We start from the raw sequence: 17,034 nt of genomic DNA on the forward strand, positions 1-17,034 counted from the left end.
GGATACCGCTAACCACCACCTGCGCCCATGGCAGGACACAGATGACGGTGCCAGGGGTTAGCGTGGTATTCATGACAGACCTGATCGCTCCCTCTCCTGAACCTCGCACGTGGGATCCTGCGCTTTCCGCGTCGCGCGCAAAAGAATACGAGCGCTGCCCGCTGCAGTACCGGCTCCATGTCCTAGACGGGTATCGGGAGCCGGAGACTCGCGCGAAAGCCCTGGGTACGGTCGTCCACGCGGTGCTCGAGGAGCTCTTCGCCCTCGATCCATCCGATCGGACACCGCAGAAAGCCCGCGCGCAGGTGGAGCCTCAATACCAGGCATTCGCAGCCAAGAACCCCGAGGTTGCCGCGCTCTTCACAGACGATGCCGACCGGCAGGCGTGGCTCGATGATGCCCGCGCGCTCATTGACAGCTATTTCGCGATCGAGCAGCCCCAGTGGATCGCCCCAGCAGCGCGCGAGCAGAGGGTCACCACGACGACCGAGCGCGGCGTGCGTCTGCTCGGCTTTATCGACCGCGTTGATCAAGCTCCGGACGGACGGCTGCGCGTCGTCGACTACAAGACAGGAAAGGCCCCCGGACCGCGTTACGTAGGAGAGGCGCTCTATCAGATGCGTTTCTATGCTCTTCTGCTCGCACGTACGCAGGTTCTCCCCTCGCGTATGCAGCTCGTGTACCTGCGTGCGGGGCAGGTGATCACGCTGGATCCCACGGCAGACGAGATCCACGATTTCGAGCGCCAGATCGACCGCCTCTGGGATCGTATCGAACACGACATTGAGCATGACTCGTTCACACCACGCAAGAATCCTTTGTGCAACTGGTGTGGCGTGCGCTCGCTGTGTCCGCTGTTTGGTGGAACCACTCCCCCGATGCCGCGCCAACACGCGCAGTGGCTGGCGCGGACTCGGCTAGGCTAGAGGCATGGAACTGAAGCAATGCGGACGCAGCGGGCTCTACCTGTCCGCACTCGGATTGGGCACCCTCACATGGGGACGCGACACCGATGGGCCCGAGGCCCACGACATGCTCAAGGCGTTCGTCGACGCTGGCGGCAACCTCGTCGAGTGCTCCCCAGCACACGGTGATGGCACGGCCGTTGACGTCCTATCGGAAGGATTGTCGAGCATCGGCAGACACCGCGTCGCACTCGTTTGGCGGGGCGCGGTTCGACGCGCCGGAGAAGGCGCGTGGGTCAGCGCCGCAGGCCGCGGCGATCTGCTGCGGAGCCTCGACGACGCCCTCGCGAGGCTCGACACGGATTACGTCGATGTGTGGCTCGTCGAGCCGCGCCCCGAAGTCCCGCTTGAGGAGACTCTCGAAGCCGCGACGCTTGCGCACCGCTCCGGCCGAGCCCGCTATATTGGCTTATCACGTGCATCCCACTGGGAGCTTGCAGAGGCTGTCACACGCGGGATGTTGGGTGCGTGTGCTCCGATGACTGTTGTCGAGGCCCCCTTTTCGTTGGCGAATGCGTCTGCGTCCGAGACAATCGTCGAGCTGTCGAGCCGAGGCGTCGGTGTCATCGCCGCTTCAGCGTTGGCCGGCGGTGCCCTGACGGGTAAGTATCGTCACACGACTCCCGCTGATTCGCGCGCGGCGTCGCCACATCTGCGTCATATGGTCGAGCCCTACCTGGAGGGTCATCCGAGGACAGTCATCGAGGCGGCCGCTCGCGCTGCGGCAGGGCTGGAACGTTCAACTGGCGATGTCGCACTGGCATGGGTACGCGACTTCCCCGGAGTGAGTTCCGCGCTGGTTGGGCCGCGTACCCTCCGTCAGCTCGATACGCTCCTCGACTATTCGGAGCCGCTGCCAGCACCAATTCGTCAGGTACTCACCGAGGTCGCCGCGCAGTAGCCTGTCCGTCAATGCTGATCCCTGCTGTGCGCGCGGCATCGGTGTCGTAGACGAGAACACGCCGTCATGTGAACTGCATATGCGGGTGGGGCCCGAACCGCATGGTTCGGGCCCCACCCGTCTATTTGAGCATCCGGGACGCTACTCAGTCGTCAACTTCGATGAAATCGTCATCATCCTCATCGTCGTCGTCATTCCCGAAGTCGGAGTCGTCGTCCTCGTAATCCGAGTCATCGTCCTCGTCATCCTCATCGGAATCATCGAGGATGTCGAACGGCAACTCGACCCCGAGCTGAGTGAACAGAATGTCGTCGTAGGTGAAGAACGCGTCGCGCAGCGCCAACTCGGCTGCTTCGAGCGCGGCGTCGTCGGCCTCGTCTCCATCGCGGGCGATGTCGAAGTGGTTCTCGAAGGCGTTCAGCAAGCGCGTCAGCGCGCGGCGAGGATCTCCAGTCATGGCACTCATTCTACCGTGAGACGGCGCACTTTATCAGGGAAGGTTGAGCTGCGAACGGATAACGGACACCATGAGATCGGTTCCCTTGATCTCGGCGGTCTGATCGGCACCCAAGATACGGGTCTGGCCGTCAGCGTCGAGCAGCTGGGAAGCTCCCATGTTCGGTCCGAGGGGCAGGATCACCCATTCCTTGGTCGGCTCATACAGGGCGTCGGGTGTCTCGCCCTCGATCTGGGCGGTGATGTTGGCGATGACGACGCGCGCCTGCTGGCGTGCTGCATCAGCGCGCTTAGATTCGCGCACGTCGGTCAGGTCACCCACGGCGTAGACGTTCGGGTGGTCGACGACCTGCATGGTGGCATCCACGCGGATGGTGCCGTTCGGGTTCATGACGGACTCGTAGTCGGAGCCGATCAGGAAGCCCGTGTTAGCGCGTGCGCCGTAGCACTGGAACCACAGGTCCGCCTCGATGACATCGCCGTTCTTGGTCTGCACCATGAAGTGGCCCAGGTCGCCGACGTTCTGCGGCGGCAGGTAGGCAAGTTCAGAGCCGGTGACGACACGCACGCCGAGCGTGGCCAGCTGCTCGCTGATCTCATCACGTAGCGCGTCCGTGTAGCCGGGGGTACCCAGGATCTGATCCGAGGCTTCGACGATCGTGATGTCGAGGCCCGGAAAGGCGTTGGCAAGCTCGCCGGTCAGCTCGATGCCGACAGTGCCGCCACCGACGATCATGACGGAGCGAGCGCGGCTCAGGTTCTCGTGCAGCTGCTCAAGGCGTGCCTTGGCAACGGAGGAACGGTACGAGGAATACTTCGCCGGGAAGGGGTAGGTGGAACCGGTGGCGAAGACAACGTAGTCGGCCTCGATCGGGTCATGCCCGAAGACGTGGACGGTCGTGCCATCAACGCGCGAAACCGTACCACGTACGACCTCGCCGCGGCTCAGGAGATTCGTGTAGGGCATGAAGATAGCGTGTTCCCAGACGGTATCAACCGCCGCACGCAGCGCGGCCGCGTGGTGGACGAACTGGTCCTTCTGTTCGATGAGAACAACGTCCGCGAGGGGATCGAGCCCCTTAGCGACTGTGACGCCTCCGTAACCTCCGCCGATGACTGCGACGCGTGCCATGTCTTTCCTCCTTATGAGTGGACCGCGTCTATTGTGTCACCTGACGGGCACGAATGCGCGTGGTAGGGACTTTAGTCCGCGTTGAACGGGTCCTCCTAGTCGTCGATCCCGAGTCCACGTGCGATATTCGGCGGGAAGAAGTTGGGGCCCTTGAGGACTTTCCCGTCCTCACGGAGCTTGACAGATCCGTCGGGCATCAGCTTCGACAGGTTCGAGGCCTGCACCTCGGCCAGCACCGAATCCAGATCCATTCCTGATTCAATCGCCATCCCGAAAATAACGTAGACGAGGTCCGCGAGGGCATCCGCAGCCTCGATAACATCGCGCTGCCCGTCATCAGCGCCAGCGGCCGCGGCGGTTGCCGCCTCGATAATGGCGCGGGCACGCTTGCCGTACACGGCGCCAACGAGCTCAGCGAATTCTTCGGCAATGAGGCTCATGCGCAGGTCAAGGCGATCGTAGGACAGCGTCGGATCGTCGAAGGAACGAATCGGCACGGAGTAGGTGCGGTGGAACTCCATGACGAGATCCATCGGGCTGGGCGCTCCCCCAGTCGTGTTCGAGGCGGTGGCGCTCTGCTCGCTCATGCGTGATCCTTTCGAGATTGTTCCCAGGCGGTGGCCAGGATGTTTGTGAATGCGGTCGTGGTCTGAGGTCCATCGACGAGGAACTGGGCATCGAAGACGTAGGTTGGGACGGTAGCGACACCCATGTGCATCGCCATTTGGAAGTCCGAATAGACACGAGAGGCCCACTCTTCGTCTTCAACGGCGAGGGCTGCAAGGTCTGCGGGCATGCCGACGTCCTGGGCACACCCGATAAGGACCTCCGGGTGGGAGATGTCGAGACCCATTTCGAAGTGGGCACGCATGATTGCCTCGGCGACCTTGAGTTGGCACGAGGAGGGGCCCGCCACCGTATCCTCGTCAATATCCGCGTCGTGGGCGGCCGCAATGACGCGGTGCGCACGAGATGTCGGCGCGATGATCAGGTTGTCGAAGTCAAAACGAATGCCCTCGCGTGCACCAAGTGCGCGCATGTGTTCGTCGGACTCTCGCACCTCTTCGAGTGTTGCGGCACCTGATTCAACAAGGGCCACGACACGCGGCTTGTCGACGGGGGCGTCGAGTTCGGGATCCAGCAGAAATGCATGCAGGTAGACCTCAACATCGTCGTGGTGCTCGAATTGCTCGAGAGCCGCGCGAAGGTGTCGCAGCCCCAGGTAGCTCCAGGGATCGCAGGTGTCGAGCCACATATCAATACGCACGGCGCCTCCTCATCGGTGATATGGAAAACCCCGGAGCCTTTCGGCCCCGGGGCATCTCGTGCGCGGAGGGGGACTTGAACCCCCACCCTCGTAAAATGAGGACTAGCACCTCAAGCTAGCGCGTCTGCCTATTCCGCCACCCGCGCAGGTGAGCGATGCGAACCGTTGCGATCCGCAAGCGAGTAGAAGCTTAACACGATGTGGTCGACATGCGCCAATCGAAACTAGGATTCGTTTTCGCTGTTCCTCAGACGCGAGTCGAGAGTCGCGAAAACCTTTGCAATTGCGTCGATATCGTCGTCCGTCATGCCATCAAGGAGGTACTCGCTGACGGTCTGCTGATGCAGCTCTGTGGCAGCAAGCACAGTTTCAATGCCCTGTGTCGTCAGGCACGCGTCATACCCGCGTCGGTCCGTCTGTGACGGAATGCGCTCTACCCAACCGTCGCGCGAGAGGTTCGAGACGAGGTAGGTGACACGAGACGGAGAATAAACGACCCGCTCCGCGAGCTCCCCCATACGCAGACGGTGGCCAGGGGCCTCCCACAGCGCCAGCAGAATGTTGTAGTCCGGCATAGAGACGCCGTACGTGCGCTTCAGGCGCGTCTCGAGAATGCCTTGCAGGCGCCCGGACGCCTCGAAGAAGACTCGCCAAGCGGCAGCGCGCGCACTATTAGCTTGAACAATCGGCGTCAGTCGTGCTCGTGTTTCCATGTCTCCCTCCTCGTGGTCGTGTCGGATGCTTCTCTCGGGATAATAGGGCATAGTGACTAAGAAAGCACCAACAACGCGGGGGAACCACGTGTCTTTGTCCATTTCTGTTGTTCTTTTTGATGTTGACGGAACGATTGTCGATTCCGCACCGGCCGTCATCAGTGCTTTCCGTGACACACTGTCAGACTGCGGTTTGCCGATCCCCGACGAGCAGCGTCTTCGCTCCTATGTGGGCCCGCCACTGTGGCACTCTTTTGGTGACCTGGGTTACGAAGGGCAGCAACTATCCGATCTTGTTGCGGGCTATCGTCACCGGTACGTTGCTCACTATCTCGATCCCGAGCCATTCCCCGGGGTTATCGACCTGCTTCACGACCTTCACGACGCAGGCATTCCGCTGGCCACCGCGACGTCGAAGCAGACGCCGATGGCTTTGGCGCAGATGGAACACCTGGGACTGACCAGCGTCTTCGACGTGGTCGCGGGAGCTACTCCCGATCCGTCCTCGAGTAAGGCGACCGTCATTCGCGAGGCCCTGACGCGTCTGGAGGCCCTGGGGGCTGACATCTCTCACCCCGTCATCGTGGGAGACTCCATCTGGGATGTTCGAGGTGCCCAGGAGGCTGGCATCCCGGTCATCGGCGTTGGCTGGGGGTATGCGACCGAGGATGGTCTCGACGAGGCGGACGCTGTGTGCGAGACGGTCGAAGACCTGCGCGCGTTTATCCTCGATGGGGTGGCCAGGACAGTGTCCCAGGCCGGACGCTAACGAAAGTCTCGGGACTTTACTTCGATGGGGAGCTCGACCGGTGTGATCCTGAAGGCTTGTAAGCTGATCGCGCCGTCTCCCCACTCGAGCGTTCCGCCCACGAGCAGTGCGCTCGACTCCAGGCACACGCGCCGGAACTTTTTCCATGCTCCCACCGACACAGAGACGTTGACGAGGCCGGTCTCGTCTTCGAGGGAGAGGAACGTGACCCCGCCGCCTGTGTGAGGGCGCTGCCGGTGGGTGATGACTCCCGCAACATTGACGATACGTCCGGCCAAGTGCTGCCCGAGATCGCCCATCCGCAAGACCCCCTCAGGTAACGCGGAACGCATGTACGCGAAAGGGTGCGTCCCTGGAGTCAGGCCCGTCGAGGCGACGTCCGATCGCATGCGTTCCACTTCCGAGAGGGAGGGGAGCGTGGGGACGATGGAACCCACTTCCGTGCCGGGAAGAAACGGCTGCCACTGGCCGGCGTGTGCGTAAGGCTGTGCGAGCGCCCCAGCTGCCCACGCCCCTTCGCGCCTGCCTACTCCCAGGCATTCGAATGCTCCCGCCATCGCAAGTTTTTCCATGTCGGAGGCGCTCACGTGCGCACGCTGGGCCACATCCGCCTGGCTGGTGAACGCTCCCTCGCTCCTCGCTTCAACGATGCGTGCGGCAGCCGCGCCCAGGCCTCGTATCTGAGATAGACCAATGCGCACCGCGAGGGCTGAATCAACATCGAGGGGGACGAGGCCCCGAGAAGGAAGGCGCTCCGATCGTCCCGCATGGTAATCCTCCCCCGCTTGCTTCCCCACGCGCTGCACGCTGGCATCGACGAGCGAATCGTTCACCGATGGGCCAGCCACGCGTACGCCGTGCCTGCGGGCATCCTGCACAAGAGTCGCAGGAGAATAGAAACCCATCGGCTGGGACGCCAGAATCGCGGCATAAAAGTGCTCCGGCGCGTGCACCTTCAGCCAGGATGAGGCGTATACAATGTGCGCGAACGAAAAAGAATGCGATTCTGGGAATCCAAAGTCCGCGAACCCCTTGAGCTGCTCGAAGATGCGCTCACGCGTCGGGGCATCAATCCCTCGTTCTTCCATCCCAGCCATGAGGTCTCCTTTGAGGGCTTCCATGCGCTCCGGGCTGCGCTTCGCACCCATTGCACGACGTAGCTGATCGGCCCGCGCGCCCGAAAAACCTGCGGCATCCGTCGCGATGCGCATGAGCTGCTCCTGAAAGAGCGGCACGCCCAATGTCTGACGCAGAGCCGGCTCAAGGAGTGGGTGCAGGTAGGTGACCTCCTCGCGTCCCGCTCGCCGCCGCAGGTAGGGGTTGACCGAGCGCCCCTGGATCGGACCGGGGCGTATGAGAGCCACCTCCACGACAATGTCGTAGAAGCACCGCGGTTTGAGACGGGGAAGCGTGTTCATCTGCGCGCGCGACTCCACCTGAAAGACGCCGACCGTGTCGGCTGCGCACAGCAGGTCGTAGACCCGCGGATCCTCCTCCGGAAGAGTGTGCAGCCCCAGTGGCTTGTCTCCCCTCCCGTGCACCGCTCGCGACGCCCAGCCGCGCAGATGCTGATGTGCGGGATTTCCCGGATGCACGTCGCCCGCCTGGAGCTCGTCGAAAGCGACGCGCAACGCCGTGAGCATGCCGAGCGAGAGCAGGTCGAACTTGACAAGGCCCGCATCCGCACAGTCCTCTTTATCCCACTGGAGGACGCTGCGTCCCGGCATTGCGGCCCACCCCACCGGGCAGATGTGTGAGACCGGTTGATCGGTGAGCACCATGCCTCCCGAATGGATCCCCATGTGCCGAGGCAGACGCGCGAGCGCTGCGGCAGCATTACTCACAAGGGCTGGCGGCTCTCCCCTGCCCTGGGACCAGGCCGTGGCTGTACCGATAGGGTATCCAAGGGCGCGCGCGACATCGCGGATCGCCGAGCGCGAGCGATACGTGATGACGTTGGCTACCTGGGCTGCGCGATCCCTTCCAAACGTGTCGTAGACGTATTGGATGACCTCTTCGCGGCGGCACGCCTCGATGTCGACGTCGATATCGGGAGGCCCCGAACGGGCGTCCGACAAAAACCGCTCGAAGAGCAGGTTGTGGCGCACTGCGTCCACTGCCGTGATCCCGAGGCAGTAGCACACCGCTGAATTGGCGGCGCTCCCTCGTCCCTGGCACAGGATGCCGTTGCGGCCGCAAAAGTCGACGATCTCTTTGACGATCAGAAAGTAACCGGCAAAGCCGAGTCGTTCGATAATGTCCAGTTCGTGATCGATCGTTTCCCACGCCCGAGGGTGTTGCGCGCGCGTCCCATAGCGCTCGCGGGCACCCTCGTAGGCACAGTGTGCGAGCCAGCTGTCCGGTGTATGCCCGTCGGGAACTCGGGTGCGGGGCAATCGCGGAGCGACGAGGCGCAGGTCGAAAGCGCAGGAGGCTGCGACGTCGCAGGCATTATCAAGGGCTTGCGGGTGAGCGCCGTGCAGCCTCGCCATCTCGGAGGGTGAGCGCAGGAAGGAACGATGAGCGCCCAGGTGCGCTTGCGCCTCGTCGAGGGAGAGTCCCAGTCGGGTGGCCGCAAGGATGTCGCCGAGCGCTTGCTTCGAAGGGGGGGACATGCGCGCGCCGGTCGTGGCGACGAGTCGCGTTCCACTTGCGTGCGCGAGGTCCGCAAGCGTGTCTCCGACCTCGTCCTCGTCCCCGCGCGCGGCCTGCCATTCAACGAGAATCTGGTCGCGCCCAAACGTGTCCGCGAGTTCATCCAGGACGCGGCGCGCGTGGGGCACGCCACCGGCGCGCAGCGCACGCATGAGCGGACCGCGCCTGCCTCCCGTGAGTACGAGGAGGTCCCCGCCGGCCACGCTCAGGTCAACGAGGCTGTGGCGGGGATTTCGCTCCCCCGGCGCGGATAGGGCCCGCTCACTCATGGCCCCCACCAGGTTGGTGTACCCGGTGGGACTCGCCGCCAAAATGGGCAGGCGTATTCCCGGATCGTCAGAGCCGGGAGCAAGCCCCCACCCCGGAGCGTGCGTGCCCGGAACGATTCCCCTGAGTGCGTCTGGTGTGAGTGTCAGCTCGGCTCCGTACACGATCGGCAGGCCGGAGTCTCGAGCAGCCATGGTCGTCTGAACCGTCGAATACATGCCATCGACGTCGAGAATTGCCAGGGCATCAAGACCCAGACGCGCAGCTTCGGCCACCATCTGCGCGGGTTCGTCGGTCCCTTCCAGGAAGGTGAAAGCGCTGTGCGCGTGCAGTTCTGCGTAGCGTTGCTCCGTGGTCACACACCCATTATATCGAACAGGTGTTCGACTGTGTCGGAGGCTCCCTGCATGCACGCATACGCATGCGTATCGAAGAGGGGCCACGTTTATGGTCACAAACCGTATGCTGGGACCATGGATTTCATGCTCGCAGCGTCGCTTCGCTCCCCTGGCGCACTCACTCTCGAGAAACGTCCTATCCCAGCGCTCGGTCCTCGAGACGTTCTTCTCGCCGTTGAAACAACAACCCTGTGTGGCACCGATCTGCGCATCGCGACGGGACAAAAGACGAACGGGGTGACCCCGGGTGTGGTCCTCGGGCATGAGATTGCCGCGCGGGTATGGCGCATTGGAGACCAGCTGAGGGCAGGAGTCGACGTTCCCGCTCCAGGCACACAGGTCGGTCTCGCGCCGGAGATCACCTGCGGACACTGCGACGCGTGTGTCAGTGGCCGTTCCAACGTGTGTGCGCACATGCGCCTCTTCGGAACGGGCGTGGACGGAGGGCTCGCAGACCTCATTCTTGTCCCCGAAGAGGCCCTCGCATGCATGACGCCCGTCGCTCGCGAAATCGCCCCGCCCCTCCTGGCGCTGGCTGAGCCGCTCTCGTGCTGCCTGCGCGCCACAACCCGACTGCCAATCGGAGCCGACTCCCGAGTTCTCGTGCTGGGAACCGGCCCGATCGGCCTCATCCACTGCGCGCTCGCGGTGCGTGCCGGAGCCCGCGTCATGGCATGCGGTCGAGCGGCGCGCCTCGAACCGGCCCGCACGATGGGCGCCGAGATCACGACGACATCTCAAGGCGACGACCTCGCGCACGAGGTTCGGGAATGGACCGACGGTATGGGAGCAGACGTCGTGATCGTCGCCGTCGGAGACCCCGGCCTCGTCCCCGTTGCCATCCAGTGTGCGCGTATCGGCGGCCATATTTCATTCTTCGCCGGCTTCCCCGTCGGAGCCATGGCGCAGATCGATCCGAACCTCGTTCACTATCGCGAACTGACCGTCAGCGGCAGTGCCAACGCGACCCTTGACGACTACGCGAGTGCCGTCGAGATGCTGTCAACCGGGAGCATCGACCTCTCGCAGCTCATCACGCACGAGTTTGCACTGTCCGACGTAGGTACGGCCCTCGAAGCGGTGCGCACGCGCGCCGGGCTGAAGATCGCCGTACGACCGGCCGGCGTGGTCGGCCGTTAATCAAGAAGACCGCGCAGATCCGCCTCGCTGAGGCGGGCACCAGTTCCCGTCCCGTTCATCACCGAGGAAATCAGCTGGCGTTTGCGGTCCTGAAGCTCCACGACCTTCGCTTCAATCGTGTCCGTGGCAACCATGCGATAGACGTTCACTTTCTTCGTCTGGCCGATGCGGTGCGCGCGATCAATCGCCTGTTCCTCGGCGGCTGGGTTCCACCACGGATCCATGACGTACACATAGTCGGCTTCGGTGAGGGTCAGCCCCGAGCCGCCAGCCTTGAGTGAGATCAGGAAGACCTGGGCGCGCCCCGAGCGGAACTGCTCGATGACCTCAGCGCGACCACGCGTCGATCCATCAAGCTGTACGACGGAGATTCCACGACGCTCCAGCACGTGGCGAATACGTTCCAGGAATGAGGTGAACTGGCTAAACACGAGCGCCTGATGGCCCAACGGCACGATCTCGTCCAGGCGATCAGCCAGGTATTCAATTTTCGCCGAGCCAACGTGCGCGTACGAGGACTCAACGAGGGCCGGGTCGAGCGCAAGCTGGCGCAGCCTCGTGATCGACGCCAACACGCTCATCCTGTTCGCATCCACATCGCGCAAGAGATCGAGGATCCGCGCGCGCTCGCGGGCCAGGTATTGGTCGTAGATATGACGGTGTTCCTTACCCAGGTCAACGCGCACGATGTCAACGATCTTGTCGGGCAGATCGGGTGCAACTTCCTCCTTCGTACGGCGTAGAACAAAGGGGGAAACATAGGCCGTCAAACGCGCGAGCAGTGCCGGATCCGCACCATTTTCAATGGGCTTACGCACCCGCTGCTGGAATGTCTCCCACGGGGGCAAGAGCCCCGGGCACGTCAAAGAAAGCAATGACCACAGGTCTGACAGCGAATTCTCAATCGGCGTGCCAGACACCGCCAGCTTCCACGGTGCCTCGAGGTCGCGAAGGACGCGGTACGTCGCGGTGCGGGGGTTCTTCACTGCCTGCGCCTCGTCGATGATGACACCACCGAGACGCACGTCCTTCCATTGTTCACCCTCCAAGCGCGCCAGCGTGTAGGAGGTGACAACGACGTCGGCTTCCTCGACCTCCTGCGCAATCGTCGTTCCTCGGCGCGCGGCGGTTTCGCGCACGACGCGCACGCGCAGATGCGGCGTAAAAGTGCGGGCCTGATCGGTCCAGACACCAACAACGGACGTCGGCGCGACGACAAGCACTGGGGTTCTTTCGCCCGCAGGCGCCTGCGCGTGTAGGGCGGCCACGGCAGAGAGAATCTGAACAGTCTTGCCCAGGCCCATATCATCGGCCAAGATCCCACCGATTCCCCGCGCCAGCCGAGCCGTCAACCACGCGTGTCCACGACGCTGGTACGGGCGCAGGATCTTGCTCAGGGACGGCACAGGAGGCAAACCTTCATCCCCCGAGCCGCCGCGCAGCGGGGCGATGCGCGTTCTCCAGGCGTCGCTCAACCTCACGTGGTCGGATGCGGCGGCAACCAGATCGACCATTCCGACTTGCATGGGAGTGAGCCTCATTTCCTCACCATCCCAGCCCGACAGCGTACGAGCCTCCTCCAAGAGGGTGGCCAAAGAACGAATGCGTTCCCCGTCCAGGCGCACCCACACGCCCTCCACCTCGACATAGTCCTGACCGCTGGCTAGTGCCTCAAGCGCCTCGCGCACACTGATCGTGACGGTGCCCAAGCGCAACCGCACATTCAGGTCGAACCAGTCGCGCTGGGCAGGATCGATGCTTAGCTCGACGTCACAGCCGTCTTCTCGCACATCAATCGCGCGTACATCCTCCGCAACATCCCACACGAGGCCATCTGGCCCCTCGGCGCTAACGATCTGTTCCAAGAAAGCAGGGACTTGCCACGGCGACAGGTGCCCCGTACGCGGTGGGGGCGTCCACAGATCCGCATCCGGTACACTCCCCCACGACTCGACGCGGCGCACAATCTGCGCCACGGCCTCGTCCTTCATACAGTGGGCCACAGGAGTGCGCGAGCGCGACGCGCCCTGCTCATACTCCGCCCACCAACGCACAGCAACAGACTCTCCATCGCGGCGCACCGTGCCAACGAGGGAGACATCCGGCCGCGCCTGCGCGTCGAAACTCCCGTCGGAGGACGCCATCGAAAAACGCCGCAGAAGCGCCGGCAGCCACGATCCTCGAAACTCAGCGACGTCCGCCGAGGGAATATGCACAGCGCGATCGAGAGGAAAGCCGTCGAGGGTCGCCAGCCCCTCGATGCGCGCAATCGTCCGCCCTCCATCGAGCAGTAGAACACCCGCATCGCGGTCGATGCGAGGCCTGGTCACCACGTCATCTCCGTTACGCGCAACAACTCTGACGTCAAGGCCGCCATCGTCAGCGCGCACATCGATGTCCGCATCCCACGTCGTATGAGACAGCACCACCCGGTCGCGCGCCTCGGGCGACGCATACAGCTCCACCCCAGCTCGCACCAAGCGCGCCAGCCACGCGTATGCATGCTCTCCCAGCGAGCTGAGCGTCACTTCCGTACGCGAATGCCACGAACGCGACTCTCGAGACAGGCGGTAGCCCTCGCGCATCAGCGAGACATGCGTCGGATCAAGACCATCGGTCACCGACGCCCACTGGGTTGCCGTCAGATCGAGCCACGAGGCGCGCTTCGTCGTCCACGCCGACGAGGAGCCACGGCGAAGAGGAACGAGAGACGGCTCGACGCCGGGATTATGGGCATCAACAACGAGGGCCAAGGGATCGCCCAGATGGTCGCGATCTGCTCCCAGCATCTGCTCAAGAACCCGGCTCCATTCGGGCACAGTGCGACGCTTCTCGCGGGCATCCTCACGTCCGACGATAAGCGCGGCAACCGCATGCGGGCAGTCGCCTCGAAGCGGGCATGCGCATGAGAGCGATGGACGCAGCACCCCCTGTTCGACACGCACACGATACGTCAGCCCCGCCTCTTTGATACGCGCCTCAGCTCGCTCGTCGACCTCATCCCAAGAAAATTCACGCACCGCACCGCTGCGTGCCAAACGCAGACCGTTTGCCCACGTCGCCGGGCCGACGAGGGCCATCACATCGTCATCCGACAGCGAGGCCAGCGTTTCACTCAGCGACAGCGATACCATCCTTTCAGTCTACGGCACGCACCAGCGCCCGTCACCGGCTCACTGGGTCACTCCTTCCATCGCCCACTCCCCTCCCTGCCAAACAAGGAGCGCATCCCGGCCATCCTCAAGCAACACCCTCATGTAGGCGCGCGGGCGCTCCTCGGCCCACCAACGTCCCCACACCGGCCAGGGACCCACCACGCGCACGACCGCGATGCGTCGCCCCCTCCCGGGCGTGGACAGTGTCGGGTCGTGGGCTTCGACGACATAGGCGGGTGTCGCGCTCAAGGCTCCCCGATGATCAACACGCACGTCATCGAACACACCCGAAGCACTCACCACCCTCACGCGTACGGGCTCGTCAAAAAGCGTCGCCGGAGGCTGAGCAATGCGCCCCTCCCACGCCCCCTCACACGAACGCAGGCGAGGCTCACTGCCCCATCTGGCCATTACCACGCGACTACGAGGATCATAACCACCCTGCACCCGCGGAACGAGGAGCGCATCCGGCCCCGCCATACCCTGGATGCGCACGACACTGCGCGATACGTCGCGCTCGCGGTCTCCTCGTCCCCACAGTGCGGTCGCACCCTGTCCCTCCCGGGGATCGCATGCGGTGACGCGGATGCTGGCTACAGCACCACTGGGACCATCGACGCCAGACGTCCATCCCGCCAGCGTCCATCGAACGCGAAGCGCGACATCATCGGGAGCCCACAGATCGCATCCGCTCCACGTGCGAGTGCGTTGCCCGCCCCCTGCGTCTTCTACGTCAATGCGCAGCGTCTGCGAGACGAGCCCACCCTGCGCCAACTTGTGCGACAGTTTTCGTGCAATGCGCTGAATGGGAACCATCATCGTGTCGATGGATTCTCCACCGGCATCAATATCGCACTGCACCGCAATGTCAGGCTGGATACGATCAGCCGAAGCACCGGTGTGTTCGCCTCCAGATGCAAGGATCCAGAGCGCGTCGCCAACGTCCCCGAAACGCTCACACACGCGACCGCGACCAAGGCTAAGAAAATCCGCGCAGGTATGGACCCCTAGGCCTTGCAAGAGCTCGACAGTATTCGATGCTCTGCTGCCCATTGCGGGAGAAACAGAGCGAAGAACCTCGCGTAACGGTATGTGTCCCAGGAATGATTGGGTTTCCTCGGGAGGAACGATACGTCCCTCACGCGCCGCTTTCAGGGACGCAACCGGACCGTCTGCAATGCCGACGAAGCATTCGACTCCGACAGCCTCCTCGATCGCCGACACCAGAGCCGAGGCGGCGGCCTCTTCGCTTCCGTACCAACGAGCCGGGCCCCGCACCCGACACCTGGCCAGGCCCGGACGCATGCACTGAACCCCAGCCGCTACTGAGTCGAAGGCGTCAATAACCGCGCTAAATGCCCTGGCCTCGCGATCGGGATCGCGAGGCAGACAGAGGAGGTCGGGGCATAAAAAAGTCGCCTCCCGTACGCTCATGCCGCTCCTGACGCCAGCCCGCCGAGCCGCCGCGCTGGCTACCTGGATGCGTTCAGCATGCACGACGGCCCCGGCCCCACCCGGCGGCAGGTCAACCACGAGGCAGTGGACCGGCCAGTCGGGCACCCACACCACCATGTCACGCACCTAGACCACCAGCCGCATTCGTCGATGTGGCGCGGGGGTGCGAGAAAGCCCCTGCCAGGGAGAAAGCGTCACGATTGTGCGTCCCATTGAGCGGGCACGCGCCGCCAGGTTTCGCTGGTGCGGTCGGGATAATTCAGGTATATCGAGGCAGATGACATCGCAGGCATCCACCAGAAGGGCGCACAGATCGCCCACCTGGTGTTCTTTCTCCGCATTTAAGACGAGAACACGGTCGAGGTTCATCCCCTGCTGAGCCGCCCACTCCCAACCGATATCGCCAACTCCACACACACCGATCCACCCACCGGTGGGGCACACATCAATGAGTAGACGGATGAGTTCGGACCTGCTCGTCGGTCCTAGGAGGACGAGAGAGGTACCAGCAGGCACATGCTCAATATCGTCGCGTGCTCGTAGTCCAACAGCCTGTTCGGCGCGGTTTAGTACGTCGCGTGCCGCGAGCAGCCGTGCGTGCGCGTTGGTCATCACTCCCCCCTTCCAACAATAGAACACGTGTTCGATAGGGGAAGTGTAGAACCGCGCTCACACATCTGCGTCCCGAACGCCGATCGAGCGCACATAGGTCACAATGGAGGCACCGCGAAAAGGAGAAGGCATGAACATCGACCAGCGCCCACCTGCCCCCAGCCCCTACGAAGGCCTGGACGTCCCCACATTCACACTGACATCGAGCGTTCTTACCGATGGTGCGCCGATGCCCGAGTCAGCGACAGCCGACGCAGGTTCCCTTTCTCCGGATCTCGCGTGGCATGGCTTCCCGGAGGAAACAGCAAGCTTCATGCTGACCTGCTTCGACCCGGACGCCCCGATCCCCTCGGGATGGTGGCACTGGGCTATCCTCGATATCCCCGCATCGATGACTCACCTGGAGGCGGGGGCGGGAGCCTCCGATCTCATGCTGGACGGTCCGGCTTTCCACCTGCGCGGTGATGCGGGTGAAGCCTCATACTTCGGGGCCGCTCCCCCGGTTGGCGACCGCCCGCATCGCTACGTATTCGCGGTGCACGCCCTTGATACGGATTCGCTCGGGCTCGATGACGATGCGACTCCAGCCATGGCCTCGTTTGTGGCGCTTGAGCACATCATCGCGCGCGCGACCCTGACCGTTACTCACCAGGCCTGAGGATTATGCTGCACATTATTTTTTGGGAGCCGGAAATCCCCGGGAATACGGGTGCTGCGATCCGTCTGTCGGCATGTACCGGATCAATGCTGCACCTGGTCAAGCCGCTGGGCTTTGACATGGACGACGCGAAGCTTCGTCGCGCCGGCTTGGATTACCACGATCTCGCGCACGTCATGGTGCACGAGAGCCTGGACGAGGCTCTCGCTCAGGTGCCGGGACGTATCTGGGCGCTCACAGGACACGCCACCACCATGTACGCCGACATCTCCTATACCGATGGCGACGGCCTCCTTTTTGGTCGCGAGTCAGTCGGTCTCTCCGAGGAAGCGATGAATCATCCCCGCGTCGCAGACCGCGTGCGTATCCAGATGGTTGACGGCGTCCGTTCCCTCAACCTGGCGAACTCCGCGTCGATCGTCCTGTACGAGGCGTGGCGTCAGCTCGGCTTCCCAGGAGGCATCTAGCCCTCAATGGACATAAAAGAAGCG

The 17,034-nt window shown here is 63.4% G+C and carries 15 protein-coding genes, 1 tRNA gene and 1 pseudogene; 6 read left to right on the forward strand and 11 right to left on the reverse strand.

Going from position 1 to position 17,034, the window contains the following annotated elements; genetic code table 11:
- Nucleotides 1–71 precede the first annotated feature (71 nt).
- Both O3684_RS03545 and O3684_RS03550 read left to right on the forward strand, forming a co-directional pair.
- Nucleotides 72–926, forward strand: a complete 855-nt coding sequence (locus tag O3684_RS03545; RefSeq protein WP_500065118.1) for a RecB family exonuclease — start codon at nucleotides 72–74, stop codon at nucleotides 924–926.
- 4 nt (nucleotides 927–930) lie between these two features.
- Nucleotides 931–1,866, forward strand: coding sequence for an aldo/keto reductase (locus O3684_RS03550; RefSeq protein WP_500065120.1), 936 nt, complete (start codon nucleotides 931–933; stop codon nucleotides 1,864–1,866).
- Nucleotides 1,867–2,011: 145 nt separating this feature from the next.
- On the opposite strand, the gene O3684_RS03555 is transcribed toward O3684_RS03550, so the two are convergent.
- The 6 genes from O3684_RS03555 to O3684_RS03580 all read right to left on the reverse strand — a co-directional run bounded on the left by O3684_RS03555 (nucleotide 2,012) and on the right by O3684_RS03580 (nucleotide 5,434).
- Entirely contained in the window at nucleotides 2,012–2,323 is a 312-nt protein-coding gene (locus tag O3684_RS03555) for a DNA primase (RefSeq protein ID WP_500062257.1), read from the reverse strand.
- Nucleotides 2,324–2,356: 33 nt separating this feature from the next.
- Nucleotides 2,357–3,454: an NAD(P)/FAD-dependent oxidoreductase gene (locus O3684_RS03560; protein WP_500065121.1), complete on the reverse strand. Its 1,098-nt coding sequence runs from the start codon at nucleotides 3,452–3,454 to the stop codon at nucleotides 2,357–2,359.
- Nucleotides 3,455–3,549: 95 nt separating this feature from the next.
- On the reverse strand, nucleotides 3,550–4,041 hold the full coding sequence (locus O3684_RS03565) for a pyrophosphohydrolase domain-containing protein (protein WP_500065122.1): 492 nt from the start codon (nucleotides 4,039–4,041) through the stop codon (nucleotides 3,550–3,552).
- Complete coding sequence (locus tag O3684_RS03570; RefSeq protein WP_500065163.1) at nucleotides 4,038–4,709, reverse strand: DsbA family oxidoreductase; 672 nt, start codon at nucleotides 4,707–4,709, stop codon at nucleotides 4,038–4,040. Before O3684_RS03570 ends, O3684_RS03565 begins: the two co-directional genes overlap by 4 nt.
- A gap of 71 nt (nucleotides 4,710–4,780) precedes the next feature.
- Nucleotides 4,781–4,867, reverse strand: a tRNA-Leu gene (locus tag O3684_RS03575).
- A gap of 78 nt (nucleotides 4,868–4,945) precedes the next feature.
- Entirely contained in the window at nucleotides 4,946–5,434 is a 489-nt protein-coding gene (locus O3684_RS03580; RefSeq protein ID WP_500065123.1) for a MarR family winged helix-turn-helix transcriptional regulator, read from the reverse strand.
- A gap of 88 nt (nucleotides 5,435–5,522) precedes the next feature.
- Between O3684_RS03580 and O3684_RS03585 the strand changes: the two genes are divergently transcribed.
- Complete coding sequence (locus O3684_RS03585) at nucleotides 5,523–6,203, forward strand: HAD hydrolase-like protein (RefSeq protein ID WP_500065124.1); 681 nt, start codon at nucleotides 5,523–5,525, stop codon at nucleotides 6,201–6,203.
- On the opposite strand, the gene O3684_RS03590 is transcribed toward O3684_RS03585, so the two are convergent.
- The gene (locus O3684_RS03590) at nucleotides 6,200–9,484 is read right to left on the reverse strand and encodes an error-prone DNA polymerase (protein ID WP_500065125.1); all 3,285 of its coding nucleotides are present in this window, start codon (nucleotides 9,482–9,484) and stop codon (nucleotides 6,200–6,202) included. The two genes, O3684_RS03585 and O3684_RS03590, sit on opposite strands and share 4 nt — an antisense overlap.
- A gap of 123 nt (nucleotides 9,485–9,607) precedes the next feature.
- Here O3684_RS03590 and O3684_RS03595 point away from each other — a divergent pair, with 123 nt between their 5' ends.
- Entirely contained in the window at nucleotides 9,608–10,663 is a 1,056-nt protein-coding gene (locus tag O3684_RS03595) for a zinc-binding dehydrogenase (protein WP_500065165.1), read from the forward strand.
- On the opposite strand, the gene O3684_RS03600 is transcribed toward O3684_RS03595, so the two are convergent.
- From O3684_RS03600 to O3684_RS03615, 4 genes and pseudogenes are all read right to left on the reverse strand, one after another.
- Nucleotides 10,660–13,797, reverse strand: coding sequence for an SNF2-related protein (locus O3684_RS03600; protein WP_500065127.1), 3,138 nt, complete (start codon nucleotides 13,795–13,797; stop codon nucleotides 10,660–10,662). The genes O3684_RS03595 and O3684_RS03600 overlap by 4 nt on opposite strands.
- A 39-nt stretch (nucleotides 13,798–13,836) precedes the next feature.
- The gene (locus tag O3684_RS03605; protein WP_500065166.1) at nucleotides 13,837–14,781 is read right to left on the reverse strand and encodes a hypothetical protein; all 945 of its coding nucleotides are present in this window, start codon (nucleotides 14,779–14,781) and stop codon (nucleotides 13,837–13,839) included.
- Nucleotides 14,782–14,985: 204 nt separating this feature from the next.
- Nucleotides 14,986–15,390 (reverse strand): annotated as a pseudogene (locus O3684_RS03610) (Y-family DNA polymerase); the annotation flags it as partial.
- A gap of 9 nt (nucleotides 15,391–15,399) precedes the next feature.
- Nucleotides 15,400–15,885 carry an ImuA'/RecA-like NTPase gene (locus O3684_RS03615; RefSeq protein WP_500065128.1) on the reverse strand — a complete coding sequence of 162 codons (486 nt, stop codon included), beginning with the start codon at nucleotides 15,883–15,885 and terminating at the stop codon, nucleotides 15,400–15,402.
- A 130-nt stretch (nucleotides 15,886–16,015) separates the two neighbouring features.
- On the opposite strand from O3684_RS03615, the gene O3684_RS03620 reads away from it, so the two are divergent.
- The gene (locus O3684_RS03620; protein ID WP_500065129.1) at nucleotides 16,016–16,543 is read left to right on the forward strand and encodes a YbhB/YbcL family Raf kinase inhibitor-like protein; all 528 of its coding nucleotides are present in this window, start codon (nucleotides 16,016–16,018) and stop codon (nucleotides 16,541–16,543) included.
- Nucleotides 16,544–16,548: 5 nt separating this feature from the next.
- Nucleotides 16,549–17,010, forward strand: coding sequence for a tRNA (cytidine(34)-2'-O)-methyltransferase (locus tag O3684_RS03625; protein ID WP_500065130.1), 462 nt, complete (start codon nucleotides 16,549–16,551; stop codon nucleotides 17,008–17,010).
- The last annotated feature ends 24 nt before the right edge of the window (nucleotides 17,011–17,034 follow it).

Origin of the sequence: Pauljensenia sp. 20925_1_27, assembly GCF_041432835.1 — a bacterium.
Lineage (GTDB): Bacteria > Actinomycetota > Actinomycetes > Actinomycetales > Actinomycetaceae > Pauljensenia.